Raw genomic sequence first — 16,690 nt, 5'->3', positions numbered from 1 at the left:
TGAAAGATTAAATTCATCCTTTATGCTGGAGAGCAATTGCTCTGACTGGATACCCGACATGGATGTGCAACTGATCCTGCTCTACCTCTCGCCCCTCTTTCTGGCCTTCATCGGCTGGGAGATGCTCTATCTGCGCAAACATGGCGCCGCCTATCCCACCGCCGGCTACCAGTGGAAGGATCTCTTCGCCAACGCCACCCTGGCGCTGATGCATCAGGGGGGCGACGCGCTGACGGCCATCGCCATCGCCTACCTCTACGACGCCCTCTGGGGCTGGCGGCTGCTGGATATCGATCTCAACCTCTGGAGTCTGCTGTTGCTCTTTTTGTTGCAGGATCTCTGCTACTGGCTGTTCCACTTCGCCAGTCACCACGTGCGTTGGTTGTGGGCCTCCCACGTGGTGCACCACAGCTCGGAGCGGCTCAACCTCTCCACCGCCTTTCGCCAGAGCCTGATGTACCCGGTCTCCGGCATGTGGCTGTTCTGGATCCCGATGATCCTCATCGGCTTCCCGCCCGAGGCGGTAGTGGCCACAGTGCTGCTCAGCCTGGGTTTTCAGTTTTTCGTCCACACCCAGGTGGTGGGCAAGCTCGGCTGGCTGGAGTGGGTTTTCAACACCCCCTCCCACCACAGGGTGCACCACGCCAGCAACGCCAAATACATAGATCGCAACTTCGCCGGCGTGCTCATTATCTGGGACAGGCTGTTTGGCACCTTCGTGGAAGAAGACCCGGCCGAGCCGTGTCGCTTCGGCATCACCAAGCCGATCCACAGCTTCAACCCGCTCACCCTCACCTTCCATGAGTGGCGCGACATGCTGCAAGAGGCCCGCAGCCTGCCCTGGCGGCAAAAGCTCGCGGTACTGTTTGGCAAACCGGCGGGTCCCGCCGGCCGCTGAGCACTCACTGCAGATAACCCGCAGACAAAAAGAGAGCGCCCAAGGGCGCTCTCTTTCATTGTTGGTCACAGCCCGGTCAGACGTGGGCAAAAGACCAAATGGCGGGGATCAGGCTCAGCAGTGTCACCCCAGCCAGCAGCCGCTCGCGCACGCTGAGCCGCAGCTCGGCACCGAGCTGGCGGCGGCTGTAGAGAAACAGCAGCAGACCCGGCCCGTAGAGCAGCAAGGAGAGCAGCAGGTATTCCACCCCGGCGGCGTAGAGCAGCCAGAGGCCGTAACCGCTCGATACCAGCGCCACCGCCCGCATCAGACCATTGCCCTCGCCACGCAAAGAGAGCTTGAACAGGAACAGACCGATCAACAGGTAGGGCACCAGGATCATCGAGGTGGAGATGAGCAGCAAGTTGGTGTAGCCCTTGCCGAGCAGCCACACCAGCAACAGACAGCCCTGCACCGTCAGGCTGGTGAGCCACAGCGATGCGATGGGGGTGCCGTTGCGGTTCTGGCGCCGGAAAACGGCCGGGAAGGCGCCGTGGTGCGCCGCGCTGAACGGCACCTCGGCCGAGAACAGGGTCCAGCTCACATAGGAGGCCAGCACCGACACGATGAGACCGGTGCTGATGAGCAGCTTGCCCCAGGAGCCGGTCATCTGGGCCATCAGTCCCGCCATGGAGGGGTTGGGCAGGGCCGCAAGCTCCGGGCGGCTCAATATTCCGAGCGCCAGCACCGAGATGAGCACATAGAGCAGCAGCGCCAGCACCACACCGAGTACGGTGGCGGTGCCCACATCCCGCTTGTTTCTCGCCCGGGCCGACAGCACCGCTGCCCCCTCGATGCCGGTGAAGACCCAGAGGGTGATGAGCATGGTGTTGCGCACCTGCTCGGAGACCGGCACCGCCAGGGTGCTGCCCCCTGATCCGCCGCGAAGGTGACCGGGTCGAACCAGTAGCAAGCGAACAGGATAAACAGCAGCAGCGGCAGGCTCTTGGCCAGGGTCGCCACCAGGTTGAACAGCGCCGCCTGTTGCACACCACGGGCCACCAGCAGGTGTACCGCCCAAAGGATGCAGGACTCGCCGATGAAGGCCGCCAGAGTATTGCCCTCGCCAAACCAGACCTGCCCCGGGGTATCGACGAAGCTGCCCAGCGCCGCGAAGGCGATCACCAGATAGCCCACCACGCCGATGGTGGCACAAAGCCAATAGCCCCAGGCGGAGAAGAAGCCCACCAGATCGCCGAAACCGGCGCGGGCATAGCTGTAGATGCCTCCGTCGAGATCCGGCCTTAATCGCGACAGATACATAAAACTCATGGCGAGCGCCAGGATACCCACCCCGGTGATGCCCCAGCCGATCAGCACGGCGCGGGCGCCAGCCACCTCGGCCATGTTCTGCGGCAGGCTGAAGATCCCCGCCCCTACCATGGAGCTGAACACCAGCGCGGTGAGGGACCAGAGCCCGATCTTGCTCTCTTTCATGGGCTCTCCTTAGCGCAGCCGGCTGGCCAGGGCTTGAATGTGTTCCGGCCCAATGCCGCAGCAACCGCCGATAAGGTTTGCCCCGGCCGCGCGCCAGCGCTCGGCCCAGCCAAGGTAATCAAGCGGTCCCAGATCGGTGCGGATCTCGTCCAGCCCATCGTTGGCGGTCGCCTCCTTGGGCTGGGGCGGGAAGGCGTTGGCATAGGCGCCGAGGCGAATGTCGCTGCGACCCTGCTCTTGCAATGCGGCACCGGCCACCTTGAGCGCCCCTTCAATCACCTCGGGCTGGCAGCAGTTGAACAGGATGGCATCCACCCCGGCCGACGCCAACGCGGTCACGGCATCCGCCACCCGCTCGCCGGAGCGCAGGGTGGGCTCGCTGCCCGGCACCTCGTCTTCCAGAGTAAAGGAGACCCAGAACGGCTTGCCGTCCTCGGGCAGCAGGGCCTTGAGGGCCAGGGGCTCGGCGATGAGGCTCATGGTCTCGGCCAGCCAGAGATCCACGTGGGGGGAGAGCGCCCGAATAAGCGGGGTTGCCAGCTCGCTCACCCTGCCCGCGTCGAACAAGTCGGCGCGGTAGGAACCAAACAGCGGCGGCAAGGAGCCAGCCACCTGCACGCTGCCCGGCTGCTCATCGGCCACCTCGCGGGCCAGCTGGCCGGCCAGCGCAGCCAGCCCCTCCCCCTCTGCCACAAAGCGCGCGTCACCGATATGAAACGGCACCAGCGCATAGCTGTTGGTGGTGATGACCCGGGCCCCGCTCGCCACATAGGCCTGATGCACCTCGCGCACCGTCTCGGGGGCCTCCATCAGGGCCAGCGCCGACCACTCCGGCTGGCGAAACGGCGCGCCCCGCCGTGCCAGCTCGCGTCCCATGCCACCATCCAGTACCCACAAATCCTTTGTATCCATCTCTGTCTCTCTGCGTGTCCCCGTCGTGACGGGTATTTATTGTGTTGAGTCAAAAAAGCCATCAAAACATCTAGACGGCTAGAATGCCTTTTCATCATGACCCAAAGTAGAACAAGAGGCAATCGGGTGCTACGAACAAATCTGAACAAGCTCAGGGAGATAACGGCAAAGGAAGGGAGGTATGGCTGTTGAAGGCTCAACACCGGGATGAGAAACGACAAGAGGCCACCCTAAGGTGGCCTCTTGTGGCAACAGATGATCTGGCGGCTCAACGCCCGGCCAGTACCCGCTTGGTCTGCTTGACCCAGTCGGACACCCGACCCTGCTGGGGATATCCCTGCCAGATCTGCTCCCACTGGGCGGGGCTGAGCGGGCGGCCCAATCGGCGCTGCACCCCGGCATAGAGGTAGTCGTGAGCCGTGGTGCGTGCCTGGGCGGAGGTGAGGAACTTGGCCACCGGATCGGTCAGGCGCACGTCCCGCATGCCGAGCAGCGGGTAGTCGCTGTGCACCGCCGCCAGCATGGTCTCGCGCATGGCCGATTCGATGTAGCCACGGGCAAACAGGGCGGTCACCGACTCGAGCGATCCTTGATCCGGACCGTGATATTCCTCGTCGAACACCGGACTCGGCTCCGCCACGGCGCTCTGCACCACCGCATCTGGATCCTGCTGCGGCACGACTACAGCCGCCTTGGGGGCTGCCGGTTTGGCGACTGTGGTGGCCTTGCGCGGAGCGCTCTGGCTGCAGGCACCGAGTGCCAAGGCGAGCGCCACACAGGCCAGCGCACGGGAATGAGACTGCATCTTCATGATTGCTAACTAGCTCCTTTTACGATTCCTGAGCGGGTTTCTCGGCCGGCGTGGGCTCGACCCGGGTGACCAGCAGCTGGTCAATCTTGTAGCTGTCGATGTCCACCACTTCGAACTTGTAACCGGCATATTTGACCGAGTCGGTTCGCTTGGGGATCTTGCGCAGCATGTACATGATGAAGCCGGCGATGGTTTCATAATTCTGGTTTTCCGGGAACTCCTCGATGTCGAAGGCGCGCATCACGTCGGAGATGGGGGTCACCCCGTCCACCAGCCAGGAGTTCTCGTCTCGCTGCACGATCTGCTCTTCCACCACGTGGGTAGCCCACTCACCCATGACGGTGCTCATCAGGTCGTTCATGGTGACGATCCCCACCACCAGGGCGTACTCGTTCATCACCACGGCAAAGTCGCCCCTGTGGTTCTTGAAGTACTCCATCGCCTCGTAGAGGTTGAGGGTATCGGGGATGATGATGACGTTCTGCACCAGCGAGCCGCTGTTGAGATCGATGCTCTGGCCGCTGATGACCCGGATCAGCAGCTCCTTGGAGTCGACGAAGCCCTTGATGCTGTCGAGGTTGTGGTCACACACCAGGAACTTGTTGTGGGGATGCTCGGCGATCTTGGCCTTGATGCTCTCCTCGCCCTCTTGCAGGGTGAAGTAGATGAGGCTCTCACGCGCGGTCATGGCGGAGGTGACACCGAGGGACTGCAGCTCGAACACGTTCTCGATGAGCTGATGCTCCTCGCGCTGGATGACACCCGCCTCGGCACCCGCGTCCATCACCGCATAGATATCGTCGGAGGTGATCTCGTCGTTGCGCACCATGGAGATGCGCATCAGCCGGAACAGGCCGTTGGCCATGCCGTTGAACAGCCACACCAGCGGCATCAGCAGGGTGACGCACAGCAGCATGGGGCGCACCACCACCACGGCGATCCGCTCCGGCATGGTCATGGCCAGCCGCTTGGGCATCAGATCGGCGATCAGGATGAACATGCCGGTGACGAACACGAAGGAGGCTGCCGAGCTGATCTCGCCAAGCCAGGGCCCCTGATAGAACTCGGAGATAAACGCCTTGATGGCCGGGTTCAGGGCAGACTCGCCCAGGATACCGCCCAGGATGGCGACGGTGTTGAGTCCGATCTGCACCACGGTAAAGAAGTTGCCCGGCTGGGCCTGCAGTGCCAGCACCTTTTCGGCATGGCGGTTGCCCTCATCGGCCATCACCTGCAACTTGATCTTGCGGGAGGCGGCGAGGGAGATCTCGGAGAGAGAGAAGAACACGCTACCGGCGACCAGCAGCATCAGAAAAAATAAACTATCGGCAAAACTCATGATTAACCTATTGCTACACCCGCCTTAGCACAAGACGGCAAACTGGGTCCGGGAGACCGGACCGTGAGTCAATCCGGGACTCACACAGGGGGCATATTCTAGCAGAAAAGCGCCAAGCGGGTGGCGATATCTTGCACTGACTGAAAAGGCAACAAAAAAGGCGCTCAAAGCGCCTTTTTATTCATCTCAGACTCACCCTTTCCCCAGCAGGGTGCCCAGATCGTCCGCCTTGGTGTGGCGCACGTCCTTGCCCTTGACGTAATAGACGATGTACTCGCAGATGTGCTGGCAGCGATCCCCCACCCGCTCGATGGCCCGCGCCGCCCACAGCACGTTGAGTACCTGGGGGATGGTGCGCGGATCTTCCATCATGTAGGTCATCAGCTCGCGAATGATGGACTCGTATTCGCGGTCCACCTTGTCATCTTCCTTGTAGACCGCCAGGGCCGCGTCCAGATCCATGCGGGCGAAGGCGTCCAGCACGTCGTGCAGCATCTTGATGGTGCGGCGGCCCATGTTCTCCAGCGACACCAGCGGCGGCTGCGGCTTGTTGGCGTTGTCGGTCAGCATGCGGGCGATCTTGTCCGCCACATCGCCGATGCGCTCGAGATCGGTGATGGTCTTGATGATGGCCATCACCAGCCGCAGGTCGGAGGCGGTGGGCTGGCGCTTGGCGATGATGCGGGTGCACTCCTCGTCGATCGCCACTTCCATGGCGTTGACCTTGTGGTCGTTGGCGACGATCTTGCGCGCCGCGTCCAGATCCTGATCGTGGATCGCCGCGATGGCGTCGGTCAGCTGCTGCTCTACCAGCCCGCCCATCACCAGCACCTGGTTGCGCACGCTCTCGAGCTCGGCATTGAACTGACCGGAGATGTGTTTGTTGAGGTTCATATTGTCCATACAAATAATCCTTGATGCTCCGAGTATGCCTTAGTCGTTGAACTGACCGGTAATCTGTTTGTTGATGCTCATCTTGCTCATCTCCATCGCCAGCACTTAGCCGTAACGACCGGTGATGTAGTCTTCGGTCTTCTTCTTGGCCGGGGTGGTGAAGATGGTGTTGGTGTCCGAGTACTCGATGAGCTCGCCCATGTACATGAAGGCGGTCTGATCCGAGACCCGCGCCGCCTGCTGCATGTTGTGGGTCACGATCACCACGGTGAACTGGCTCTTGAGCTCGTTGATCAGCTCCTCGATGGTGAGGGTGGAGATGGGGTCGAGCGCCGAGGTCGGTTCATCAAGCAGCAGCACTTCCGGCTCGATGGCGATGGCACGGGCAATCACCAGTCGCTGCTGCTGGCCGCCGGAAAGGCCGAAGGCGTTGTCGTGCAGACGGTCCTTCACCTCGTCCCACAGGGCCGCGCCGCGCAGGGAGCGCTCGGCCGCCTCGTCCAGGGTGCGACGGTCGTTGATGCCCTGCAGACGCAGGCCATAGACCACGTTCTCGTAGATGGATTTGGGGAAGGGGTTGGGGCGCTGGAACACCATGCCCACCTGACGACGCAGGGCGGATACATCGACGCTCTTGTCGTAGATGTTGTGGCCGTGCAACTGGATTTCGCCCTCGATGCGGCAGATCTCCACCAGATCGTTCATCCGGTTGATGCAGCGCAGCAGGGTGGACTTGCCGCAGCCGGAGGGGCCGATGAAGGCGGTGACCTGGCCCTTGGGGATCTTCATGTTGACGTTGAACAGCGCCTGTTTGTTGCCGTAGTACAGGTTGAGATCCTTCACTTCCAGCGCGGTCTGCTCCGGGCTCAGGTTGAGCAGGTCGGTCGCGGTGTGCTGGCTGGATGCGGTCGTTACGTTGATCATCTGTTACCTCAAAATCTGTCGGTGGCGGCGGGCACTCTCATTGCCCGCGGCCGGAACGCTTGGCTGGCAGGGAACCCCGTTCCCTGCCCGTCTCTGTGGTGCTGGTCTATCAATGTTCCAGCGACCGGAATTTCTCACGCAAATGGTTGCGGATGCCCATCAGGCTCATCGTCATCAATGTTCCAAAGAACGGAACTTCTCCCGCAGGTGGTTGCGGATCCCGATGGCCGTCAGGTTGAGGCCGACGATCACCGTCACCAGCAGGAAGGAGGTGGCGTAGACCAGGGGGCGCGCCGCCTCGACGTTGGGGCTCTGGAAGCCGACGTCATAGATGTGGAAGCCCAGGTGCATGAACTTGCGCTCCACGTGCAGGTACGGGAAGTTGCCGTCCATCGGCAGGGTCGGCGCCAGTTTCACCACCCCCACCAGCATCAGCGGCGCCACTTCACCGGCCGCGCGGGCGATGGCCAGGATGAGGCCAGTCATGATGGCCGGGCTTGCCATCGGCAGCACGATGCGCCACAGGGTCTCGGCCTGGGTGGCCCCCAGTGCCAGCGAGCCCTGGCGGATGGTGCTCGGGATCCGGGCCAGCCCCTCTTCGGTGGAGACGATCACCACCGGCAGGGTCAGGATGGCCAGAGTCAGCGCCGACCAGATGACGCCGGGGGAGCCAAAGGTCGGGCTCGGCAGCGCTTCGGGGTAGAACAGCTGGTCCAGCGAACCACCGAGGGTGTAGACGAAGAAGCCCAGACCGAACACGCCGTACACGATGGAGGGCACGCCCGCCAGGTTGATCACCGCGATGCGGATGATCTTGGTCAGACTGTTCTTGCCCGCGTATTCGTGCAGGTAGACCGCCGCCACCACGCCGAGCGGTGTCACGATGATCGCCATCAGGAACACCATGAACACGGTACCGAAGATGGCCGGGAACACCCCGCCCTCGGTGTTGGCCTCGCGCGGATCGTCGGAGACGAACTTGCCGATCTGGTGGAACCAGTAGCCCACCTTGGCAGGCAGACTCATGTCGTTGGGCCACACCACATCCAGCACCTTGGACATGGGCATGGTCACCAGTTCGCCACGCATGTCCTTGACCGTGATGCTGTCTCTGTCCGCCTGGGCACGCAGGGAGAAGAGTTCTTTTTCCAGCACCTGATAACGGTCGTTGAGGGCCTGACGCTCGCTCGCCAGCTCGGCTTTAAGCTGATCGGTCAGCTTGTCGTCCAGCTCGGCCTTGCGCTCTTTGAGTCGCAGCCGCTCCAGCTGATAGTTGATGCTGCCGATGTCCCCTTTTTGCAGATCGTCGGCCTGCTCGGAGAGACCGTTGGCCCGTGCCAGCACCCGCTGCAGGGCAGGATGCAGGTTCTCGGTCAGCGCCTTGCCATCCTCTTTCACCCCGACGATGTAGCCGTAGAAGTTGCCATTGGTGGCACGCTCCACCATGGCCAGCTCGGTCGGCAGGCTCTGGGACTTGATGTCGGTCTCCAGTACCCAACGGAAGTCCAGGTCGACGAACTCGCGGTTGCCGGTCTTGACCAGATAGCGGGTCAGCAGCTCGCGCTCTTCCCCTGCCAGCGGCAGGCCGGCGGCCCGCAGCCGCTCTACCGGCACCAGCTCGCGGTCGTTGATTTCGCCGATCAGCACGCTCTTGTTGCCCTGGGCGTCTTCCAGTTGCCACTCATAGATGGGATGGGGCCAGAAGTAGACCAGACCACGCCAGCCGATCAGCAGCAGCAGACCCAGTACCGCTACCAGACTCAGGCTGACGGCGCCGCCGGTCATCCAGATCCAGGGGGCCCCCGATTTAAACCACTTACCCATTGTCGATTCCTCGGTCCTTTCAGAGCAGCCCATCACAGAGAGCTGTATTTTTCACGCAACCGCTGACGGATGAACTCGGCCAGGGTATTGAACAAGAAGGTGAACACGAACAGCACGAAGGCAGCGAGGAACAGCACCCGATAGTGCGAGCTGCCCACTTCCGATTCCGGCATCTCCACCGCGATGTTGGCGGCCAGGGTGCGCAGCCCCTGGAACATGGAGAAGTCCATGATGGGCGTGTTGCCGGTGGCCATCAGCACTATCATGGTCTCGCCCACGGCGCGGCCAAGGCCCATCATCACCGCCGAGAAGATGCCCGGGCTCGCGGTGAGGATCACCACCCGGCTCAGGGTCTGCCACGGGGTGGCCCCCAGTGCCAATGAGCCCTGGGTAAGGTGCTTGGGCACCGAGAAGACCGCGTCTTCGGCGATGGAGAAGATGGTCGGAATGACCGCGAAGCCCATGGCGATGCCCACCACCAGCGAGTTGCGCTGGTCGAACTTGATGCCCATTTCGTGAGTCAGCCAGATGCGCGAATCCCCGTGCATGAAGGCGTTCTCGATGAGCGGGCTCACCGCGAAGGCGCCCCAGCCAATCAGCAGCAGCACCGGGATCAGCAAGATGGCGTGCCACCCTTCCGGCAACCAGGATTTGCCGCGCTCCGGCAGGTAGTTCCAGATCAAGGCGGTCAGCAGCATCCCCATCGGCAGCAGGATCAGCAGCAACACCACGCCGGGCAGCGCCCCCTCGATGATGGGTGCCAGCCACAGACCGGCCAGGAAGCCCAGGATAACGGTCGGCAGCGCCGCCATGATCTCGACGGTCGGCTTGACGTATTTGCGCAGCCCCGCCGACATGAAGTAGGCGGTGTAGATGGCGCCGGCGACGCCGAGCGGCACCGCAAACACCATGGCATAGAAGGAGGCTTTCAAGGTACCGAACACCAGCGGCACTAGGCTCAGCTTGGCTTCAAAGTCGTTGCTGGCGGAGGTGGACTGCCACACGTACTGGGGCTCGGGATAGCCTTCATACCACACCTGTTGCCAGAGAGCCGACCAGGTCACCTCGGGGTGCTCGTTCTCCACTGCGAACAGCTTGAAGGCATCGCCCTGCTGCATCAGCAGCACGTTGTGACGGGGTGAGATGGCCAGGGCCGACAGGGCGCCGCCCTCTACCTTCTCGCTCAGCAGCTTGGTCTCACCAGTGGCGTGGAAGAAGCTGACGGTGCCCTCTTTGTCGGCACTGATGAAGCCCTTGCGAAAGTGTTCCGGGGTCAGCTGCGCCACGGCACCATCGCCCTTGAAGTCACGGATCTGGGTGAACTGGCGCTTGCCATCCCGGGCCACTTCGAACCACTGGGAGATGACGCCGTTGTCGTTGCCCACCAGCAGGGAGGAGGCGCCGGAGAGCAGCTCGACCCGGGTCACGTTGGCGTTGGGGGCGTTGATCTCCATGACATCGCGCAAGGAGATGTCATTGAGGTTGTGAATGTCGTAGACGGAGAGGCGGTTGCCTTCGCGCACGAACAGAATGCGCAGGTTGGGAGTCAGCAGCATCTGATCCACATGACGCGGCAGGGACGGGATACTGTAGTTCTGGGCGCTCCACTCGATGTCACCGGAGAGGAAGTTCTCCTCGCCGCTCATCACCGCCATCACGCCACGACCATCGGCGGTCACGGCGGCGGTGGCCATCTTGTCCTTGGTGGCCTCAAACACCATCAGCGTCAGCGCCTTGCCCTGGGGGTCCACCACTACCGGCTCTTCGCCGAAGGGGGACTGCAGGCTGGGCTCAATGACCCGCACGTCGTTGGGATAGGAGACCTTGAAATAGGGCTGCACCACCTGGGCTTTGCCGTCGGCGAAACCATAGGCGATGAGCTTCTGGCCTGGTGCGGGAGGGGCGACAGCGGTGATGTCACCCTTCACCTGCGCCTGACCCAGCACCTGCCCCACCTTGACCTTGCCATCTCCCTGGACGGCGAAGAAGTTGACCTGGCCTTTGTCGCTGAAGCGATAGCCAATCTCGTTCTGCTCTTCCACCCCGAGCCAGGCGGTCTTGCCCGCCACGGGCAAGGTAAATGACGCAGTCGGCTCCATCGTGGCGCCATTGAAGATGGGTTTCACCACATAGAGCAGATAGAAGAAAATGAGCAACAGGGCAACCAGCACCAGAGCACCACCCGTGGTGACCCCGTACTTGGCCAACTTATCCTTGATACGGCGCTTTCTGCTGCCCGCCATACCTAAGTTTATCGATTCCGATGACATGCAAAACCTCAATGTGAGCTAGGCTTGGCGGCATTATATGGCGGTTGCATGACAGTTTTGTTACATCAAGGCCCTCTGGGAAGAGGTTATTTTGAAGGGGAATTTAGACCAGGATCCGTTGGCAAACAGCATTGCCAACCATCTGTTTTATAAGAAGATAAAGAAAAATATAAAGCGCGAAGGCGGCCTCGCCAACTTCGCCGTTCTCAGTCGGCGGGACCGCCGCTTTGTTGCAGTGCCAATCTGGCGGCCTTTTTCTCGGCGCGCCGCCGCCGAAAGAAATCCGACAACTGGGCCGAGCAGGCATCGGCCAGCACACCGCCAGTCAGTTCGACCCCGTGGTTGTGGCGCGGGTCCTGCAGGATCTCGAACACCGAGCCCGCCGCGCCGGTCTTGAGATCACGGGCGCCATAGACCACCCGCTTGACCCGGCTGTGGATGAGGGCACCGGCACACATGCAGCAGGGCTCCAGAGTGACATAGAGGGTGGTATCGAGCAGACGGTAGTTTTGCAGCCGAACGCCGGCGGCCCGGATCGCCATCACTTCGGCATGGGCACAGGCATCGTGCTCGCTGATGGAGCGGTTCCATCCCTCCCCCACGATCTCGTCACCCAGCACCAGCACGGCCCCGACCGGGATCTCGCCGATCCCCTCCGCCCTTTCGGCCAACGCCATGGCATGGCGCATCCAGCGTTCATCCTGCTCGCGCTGGCTCACTGATTCTGTGACGTCTGATGGTTTCACACCCTGGTTCCTCTCTGTGACGGGTTGCCGGCGATGCACTTGCAGCTTGATTGCCTGCTGCTCATTGGCCGCAACCGGGTAGCGCAGCCAAGCAGCATGATAACGGGCTCCCCGGCAATACGGGGCGGCGATTATGCCAAATCTGCGCCACAGCCCCAAGTCGCATCTTGCCTGCACAATAAAGAAGCAGTCAGCATCTCCCTGATAAAAAAGGAGTTGCACCCATTTGCTCAGATCATTAGACTTCCCTCCGTCAGCTCGAACTGACCTCGTCGGTGTGTAGCGCAGCCAGGTAGCGCATCTGCATGGGGTGTAGAGGGTCGGAGGTTCGAATCCTCTCACACCGACCAATTTCCCCGAAAATAGCCCAGTCTCACGACTGGGCTATTTTTTTGCTTCTTTATATTTCCGCCACAACTGTTGTAGCGCATCAGTCGACCCTCTGAATGCTCTTCCTGAGCGAGCCTGTCGCAGATTCGCTACATAGTTGTGGTACAAATTTCACTCAGAACCGCTTGAAACCTTTCAAGAGTCCCGCTAGGATACGCAACTTTTCCGCCGGCAGTTCAAACAGGGAGGTGGGAGCGCGGGTGATGGAGTCACCGACCGGCTTGCAATCAATGAGGCAAGCAACCATGACCAAAGCAGTTGAAACACAGCCCGAGTACGCCCCTCTGCCCCAACCGGCTACCGAGTCCGCAACCAATCAGTATGCCACCGAACACGGCCCGGTGGTGCGACTCGATGTCGTCGATCTGGCGGCCCCGGACGATGATTACTGAGCCGACGGCGCAGACATGCCGCTCTTGAACTAGCGGGAGAAAATGGCAGTGGCACTGGAAATGGCGTCCCGTTTTACCTCCTTTGAGGGCCAGGATGGCCCGCTGACACAAATAACAATAAAATGCTGAATAAATAAACAACAACAGTCATATCCACTGCTACATCCCCTCCCCGCCCCCGGGCTCCTCATCAACCCAAGTGATACAAACCTACGTTATTGCACCTCACTTTCTCCTCTTCTGCCGACCAGATCCCATTCGACCCCTTTTGGTCATTTCAGTTTTAAACAAACGTTCTCTCCTTAACACTAGCAGGAGTTACTTGCCTACTGGGTTTACATCTTTCATTTCATACGTGTGTTTTTTAGAAGCTTGGAGTTAGGTCGGGATTTGTTTTTGCATTTGTAATTTTATTACGTAATAACTTACACCCCTGCATCCCTATCCCCCCTCACCATCCGCCACCGGCAGGGGATGAAAAACAAGAGCATAACCATCTGCATAGAGTTTTTACGCTAATCATATAAGTTATTTATAAACATACACTTAATATCATGACCAAAACGTGCGTTTTAAAAAACCTGTTGACGAATAGAGCAATATTTCGCACCTTATGAATCGTGTTACCCCGTTGTTACGGGAAGTTTGAAAAAACAGGGATCGACTTTAGTCGTAGTTAATTAGTTCAAAATGTAATTCTCAAAGGAGTGAACCCTATGTCGGCACCGGCCCAGACCCACTGCAGCGCTCGTCTGCGCATCCAGGGCGAGACGCATCCCGATTACGCGCAAATTCTGACGCCGGATGCGGTGGCCCTGGTATCCGAACTGGTGGAACGCTTTGCTCCCCAACGGGACGAATTGTTGAAACAACGTGTGGCGCGCCAGGCCCGCATCGACGGCGGTGAGCTGCCCGATTTTCTGCCTGAAACCGCCCACATCCGCGCCGGGGACTGGACGGTGCGCGGCATTCCCGCCGACCTGCAAGATCGCCGCGTGGAGATCACCGGCCCGGTCGAGCGCAAGATGGTGATCAACGCCCTCAACGCCAACGTCAAGGTATTCATGGCGGACTTCGAGGATTCACTGGCTCCCGCCTGGAACAAGGTGATCGAGGGTCAGATCAACCTACGTGATGCGGTCAACGGCACCGTCTCCTACACCAGCCCGGAAGGGAAGGCTTATACCCTGAACGCCGATCCGGCCGTGCTTATCTGCCGAGTGCGGGGTCTGCATCTGCCGGAAAAACATGTCACCTTTGATGGAGCTCCCATTCCCGGCGGCCTGTTCGACTTCGCCCTCTATTTCCTGCACAACTATCAGGCGCTGCTGGCCAAGGGCTCCGGCCCCTACTTCTACGTCCCCAAGCTGCAGAGCCATCTGGAAGGGCGCTGGTGGAGCGAAGTGTTCGCCTGGACCGAGGACAAATTCGGCCTGCCCCGCGGTACCATCAAGGCCACCGTGCTGATCGAAACCCTGCCGGCGGTGTTTGAGATGGATGAGCTGCTCTATCAGATGAAGGATCACATCGTCGCCCTCAACTGCGGCCGCTGGGATTACATCTTCAGCTACATCAAGACCTTGAAGAATCACCCCGATCGGGTCCTGCCGGATCGTCAGGTGGTGACCATGGACAAACCCTTCCTCTCCGCCTATTCGCGGCTGCTGATCAAGACTTGCCACAAGCGCGGCGCGCTGGCGATGGGAGGCATGGCAGCCTTTATCCCGGCGAAAGATCCTGCCGTGAATGAACAGGTATTTGCCAAGGTGAAGGCTGATAAAGAGCGTGAAGCCAACAACGGCCACGACGGTACCTGGGTCGCCCACCCCGGTCTCGCCGATACCGCCATGGCGGTGTTCAACGCCGCCATCCCGGCTGGCGCCAACAACCAGATCGGCGTGCTGCGCGAGCAGGATGCCCCCATCACCGCCGCCGAGCTGCTGGCTCCCTGTGAGGGCGAACGCACCGAGGCAGGCATGCGCACCAACATCCGGGTGGCGCTGCAATATCTGGAAGCCTGGATCAACGGCAATGGCTGTGTGCCCATCTACGGTCTGATGGAAGACGCCGCCACCGCCGAGATCTCCCGCACCTCCATCTGGCAGTGGATCCGCCACGGCAAGAGCCTGTCGAATGGCAAGGTAGTAACCAAAGATCTGTTCCGCCAGATGCTGGCCGAGGAGCAGGAGGTGGTCAAAGCCGAAGTGGGGGCCGAGCGCTGGCAGGCAGGCCGCTTCGCCGAGGCGAGCGAGCTGATGGAACAGATCACCTGCGCCGATACTCTGATCGATTTTCTGACGCTGCCCGGCTACGAGCGGCTCTGAACTACGGGCCTCCCCAGCGGGGCTCGCCAATAACAAGTCAATGGAAACGTGAAATCAATGAAAGAGGGAACTGATATGGCACTGACCCGTGAGCAACAGATCCAGGCTATCGAGAAAGACTGGGCGGAAAACCCCCGCTGGAAAGGGATCAAGCGCGGCTACAGCGCCGAAGACGTGGTAAACCTGCGTGGCAGCCTGCAACCGGTGCACACCCTGGCCCAGCGCGGTGCCGACAAGCTGTGGGAATTGATCCACGGCGGCGCCAAGAAAGGCTATGTAAACTGCCTCGGCGCGCTGACCGGCGGTCAGGCGGTGCAACAGGCCAAGGCGGGCATCGAGGCAATTTACCTCTCCGGCTGGCAGGTGGCGGCGGACAACAACCTCTCCTCCACCATGTACCCGGATCAGTCCCTCTACCCGGCCAACTCGGTGCCGTCCGTGGTGGAGCGCATCAACAACTCCTTCGCCCGTGCCGACCAGATCCAGTGGGCCAACAAGGTGGGCCCGCAGGACAAGGGCTTCATCGACTACTTCCTGCCCATAGTAGCGGATGCCGAAGCCGGTTTCGGCGGCGTGCTGAACGCCTTCGAGCTGATGAAGGGGATGATTGAAGCGGGCGCCGCCGGCGTACACTTCGAAGATCAGCTCGCTTCCGTCAAGAAGTGCGGCCACATGGGTGGCAAGGTGCTGGTACCGAGCCAGGAAGCGGTACAGAAGCTCATCGCGGCCCGTCTGGCAGCCGACGTCTGCGGCACCACCACCCTGGTGATCGCCCGTACCGACGCCAACGCCGCCGACCTGCTGACCACAGACGCCGATCCGTACGATGCTGGCTTCCTGACCGGTGAACGCACCTCAGAAGGCTTCTACAAGGTACAGGCCGGTATCGAACAGGCCATCTCCCGCGGTCTGGCGTATGCCCCTTACGCCGACATGGTGTGGTGCGAAACCGCCAAGCCGGATCTGGACGAGGCGCGCAAGTTTGCCGAAGCCATCAAGGCCCAGTACCCGGACAAGATCCTGGCCTACAACTGCTCGCCAAGCTTCAACTGGAAGAAGAACCTGGACGATGCCACCATCGCCCGCTTCCAGCAGGAGCTGTCAGACATGGGCTACAAGTACCAGTTCATCACCCTGGCGGGTATCCACAACATGTGGTTCCACATGTACGAGCTGGCCTACCAGTACGCCCGTGGCGAAGGGATGAAGCACTATGTCGAAATGGTGCAGCAGCCGGAATTCGCCGCTGCCGAGCGGGGTTACACCTTCGTGGCACACCAGCAGGAAGTGGGTACCGGTTACTTCGACAAAGTCACCACTGTCATTCAGGGCGGCCAGTCCTCGGTGACCGCGCTGACCGGCTCCACCGAAGAAGATCAGTTCCACTGATAGGCGGAACTCATTGTGAGAGTCCTTGAGATAGCAAAACCCCGGCCACTGACCGGGGTTTCTTTTTATTCATTGCCTCGGCGCTGCTCGCGCTCAAGCAC

General features: G+C 60.9%; 12 protein-coding genes, 1 tRNA gene and 1 pseudogene. 5 read left to right on the top strand and 9 right to left on the bottom strand.

Annotated features, from left to right (window positions below):
• Positions 1–58 precede the first annotated feature (58 nt).
• Positions 59–898, top strand: a complete 840-nt coding sequence (locus ACPDZI_RS07485) for a sterol desaturase family protein (protein WP_429042306.1) — start codon at positions 59–61, stop codon at positions 896–898.
• Between the two features lie 76 nt (positions 899–974).
• Here ACPDZI_RS07485 and ACPDZI_RS07480 read toward each other — a convergent pair.
• The 9 genes and pseudogenes from ACPDZI_RS07480 to tadA all read right to left on the bottom strand — a co-directional run bounded on the left by ACPDZI_RS07480 (position 975) and on the right by tadA (position 12,094).
• Positions 975–2,374, bottom strand: a pseudogene (locus ACPDZI_RS07480) (basic amino acid/polyamine antiporter).
• A 9-nt stretch (positions 2,375–2,383) separates the two neighbouring features.
• On the bottom strand, positions 2,384–3,286 hold the full coding sequence (locus tag ACPDZI_RS07475) for a homocysteine S-methyltransferase family protein (protein WP_076361353.1): 903 nt from the start codon (positions 3,284–3,286) through the stop codon (positions 2,384–2,386).
• 268 nt (positions 3,287–3,554) lie between these two features.
• Positions 3,555–4,097 carry a hypothetical protein gene (locus ACPDZI_RS07470; RefSeq protein ID WP_024944846.1) on the bottom strand — a complete coding sequence of 181 codons (543 nt, stop codon included), beginning with the start codon at positions 4,095–4,097 and terminating at the stop codon, positions 3,555–3,557.
• A gap of 19 nt (positions 4,098–4,116) precedes the next feature.
• Positions 4,117–5,436, bottom strand: a complete 1,320-nt coding sequence (locus tag ACPDZI_RS07465) for a hemolysin family protein (protein ID WP_146062136.1) — start codon at positions 5,434–5,436, stop codon at positions 4,117–4,119.
• Positions 5,437–5,628: 192 nt separating this feature from the next.
• Positions 5,629–6,339 (bottom strand): phosphate signaling complex protein PhoU, encoded by a 711-nt coding sequence (gene phoU / locus ACPDZI_RS07460; RefSeq protein WP_005334097.1) that lies wholly within the window; start codon positions 6,337–6,339, stop codon positions 5,629–5,631.
• Between the two features lie 96 nt (positions 6,340–6,435).
• Entirely contained in the window at positions 6,436–7,254 is an 819-nt protein-coding gene (pstB, locus tag ACPDZI_RS07455; RefSeq protein ID WP_011706615.1) for a phosphate ABC transporter ATP-binding protein PstB, read from the bottom strand.
• 174 nt (positions 7,255–7,428) lie between these two features.
• Positions 7,429–9,078, bottom strand: a complete 1,650-nt coding sequence (pstA, locus tag ACPDZI_RS07450) for a phosphate ABC transporter permease PstA (RefSeq protein ID WP_029303969.1) — start codon at positions 9,076–9,078, stop codon at positions 7,429–7,431.
• Between the two features lie 32 nt (positions 9,079–9,110).
• Positions 9,111–11,348, bottom strand: coding sequence for an ABC transporter permease subunit (locus ACPDZI_RS07445; RefSeq protein WP_011706617.1), 2,238 nt, complete (start codon positions 11,346–11,348; stop codon positions 9,111–9,113).
• A 206-nt stretch (positions 11,349–11,554) separates the two neighbouring features.
• Positions 11,555–12,094: a tRNA adenosine(34) deaminase TadA gene (gene tadA / locus ACPDZI_RS07440; RefSeq protein ID WP_017409854.1), complete on the bottom strand. Its 540-nt coding sequence runs from the start codon at positions 12,092–12,094 to the stop codon at positions 11,555–11,557.
• Between the two features lie 273 nt (positions 12,095–12,367).
• Here tadA and ACPDZI_RS07435 point away from each other — a divergent pair.
• The 4 genes from ACPDZI_RS07435 (at position 12,368) to aceA (ending at position 16,589) form a co-directional block, all read left to right on the top strand.
• Positions 12,368–12,444: transfer RNA gene (locus ACPDZI_RS07435), tRNA-Pro, on the top strand.
• 285 nt (positions 12,445–12,729) lie between these two features.
• Positions 12,730–12,876, top strand: a complete 147-nt coding sequence (locus ACPDZI_RS07430; RefSeq protein WP_162837656.1) for a hypothetical protein — start codon at positions 12,730–12,732, stop codon at positions 12,874–12,876.
• A gap of 716 nt (positions 12,877–13,592) precedes the next feature.
• Positions 13,593–15,200, top strand: coding sequence for a malate synthase A (gene aceB, locus ACPDZI_RS07425; RefSeq protein ID WP_263677308.1), 1,608 nt, complete (start codon positions 13,593–13,595; stop codon positions 15,198–15,200).
• A 75-nt stretch (positions 15,201–15,275) separates the two neighbouring features.
• On the top strand, positions 15,276–16,589 hold the full coding sequence (gene aceA, locus ACPDZI_RS07420; protein ID WP_011706620.1) for an isocitrate lyase: 1,314 nt from the start codon (positions 15,276–15,278) through the stop codon (positions 16,587–16,589).
• Positions 16,590–16,690: the final 101 nt, after the last annotated feature.

Source organism: Aeromonas oralensis (genome assembly GCF_049665575.1).
Taxonomy (GTDB): domain Bacteria; phylum Pseudomonadota; class Gammaproteobacteria; order Enterobacterales; family Aeromonadaceae; genus Aeromonas; species Aeromonas hydrophila.
The sequence above is the reverse complement of the archived record's forward strand: the minus strand, read 5'-3'. Positions and strand labels throughout refer to the sequence as shown.

What these genes read in the sequence shown, in the direction of transcription:
- ACPDZI_RS07485 (WP_429042306.1), top strand. Translation starts at nt 59, where the DNA reads ATGGATGTGCAACTGATCCTGCTCTACCTCTCGCCCCTCTTTCTGGCC.
- ACPDZI_RS07475 (WP_076361353.1), bottom strand. Translation starts at nt 3,286, where the DNA reads ATGGATACAAAGGATTTGTGGGTACTGGATGGTGGCATGGGACGCGAG.
- ACPDZI_RS07470 (WP_024944846.1), bottom strand. Translation starts at nt 4,097, where the DNA reads ATGAAGATGCAGTCTCATTCCCGTGCGCTGGCCTGTGTGGCGCTCGCC.
- ACPDZI_RS07465 (WP_146062136.1), bottom strand. Translation starts at nt 5,436, where the DNA reads ATGAGTTTTGCCGATAGTTTATTTTTTCTGATGCTGCTGGTCGCCGGT.
- phoU (WP_005334097.1), bottom strand. Translation starts at nt 6,339, where the DNA reads ATGGACAATATGAACCTCAACAAACACATCTCCGGTCAGTTCAATGCC.
- pstB (WP_011706615.1), bottom strand. Translation starts at nt 7,254, where the DNA reads ATGATCAACGTAACGACCGCATCCAGCCAGCACACCGCGACCGACCTG.
- pstA (WP_029303969.1), bottom strand. Translation starts at nt 9,078, where the DNA reads ATGGGTAAGTGGTTTAAATCGGGGGCCCCCTGGATCTGGATGACCGGC.
- ACPDZI_RS07445 (WP_011706617.1), bottom strand. Translation starts at nt 11,348, where the DNA reads ATGTCATCGGAATCGATAAACTTAGGTATGGCGGGCAGCAGAAAGCGC.
- ACPDZI_RS07430 (WP_162837656.1), top strand. Translation starts at nt 12,730, where the DNA reads ATGACCAAAGCAGTTGAAACACAGCCCGAGTACGCCCCTCTGCCCCAA.
- aceB (WP_263677308.1), top strand. Translation starts at nt 13,593, where the DNA reads ATGTCGGCACCGGCCCAGACCCACTGCAGCGCTCGTCTGCGCATCCAG.
- aceA (WP_011706620.1), top strand. Translation starts at nt 15,276, where the DNA reads ATGGCACTGACCCGTGAGCAACAGATCCAGGCTATCGAGAAAGACTGG.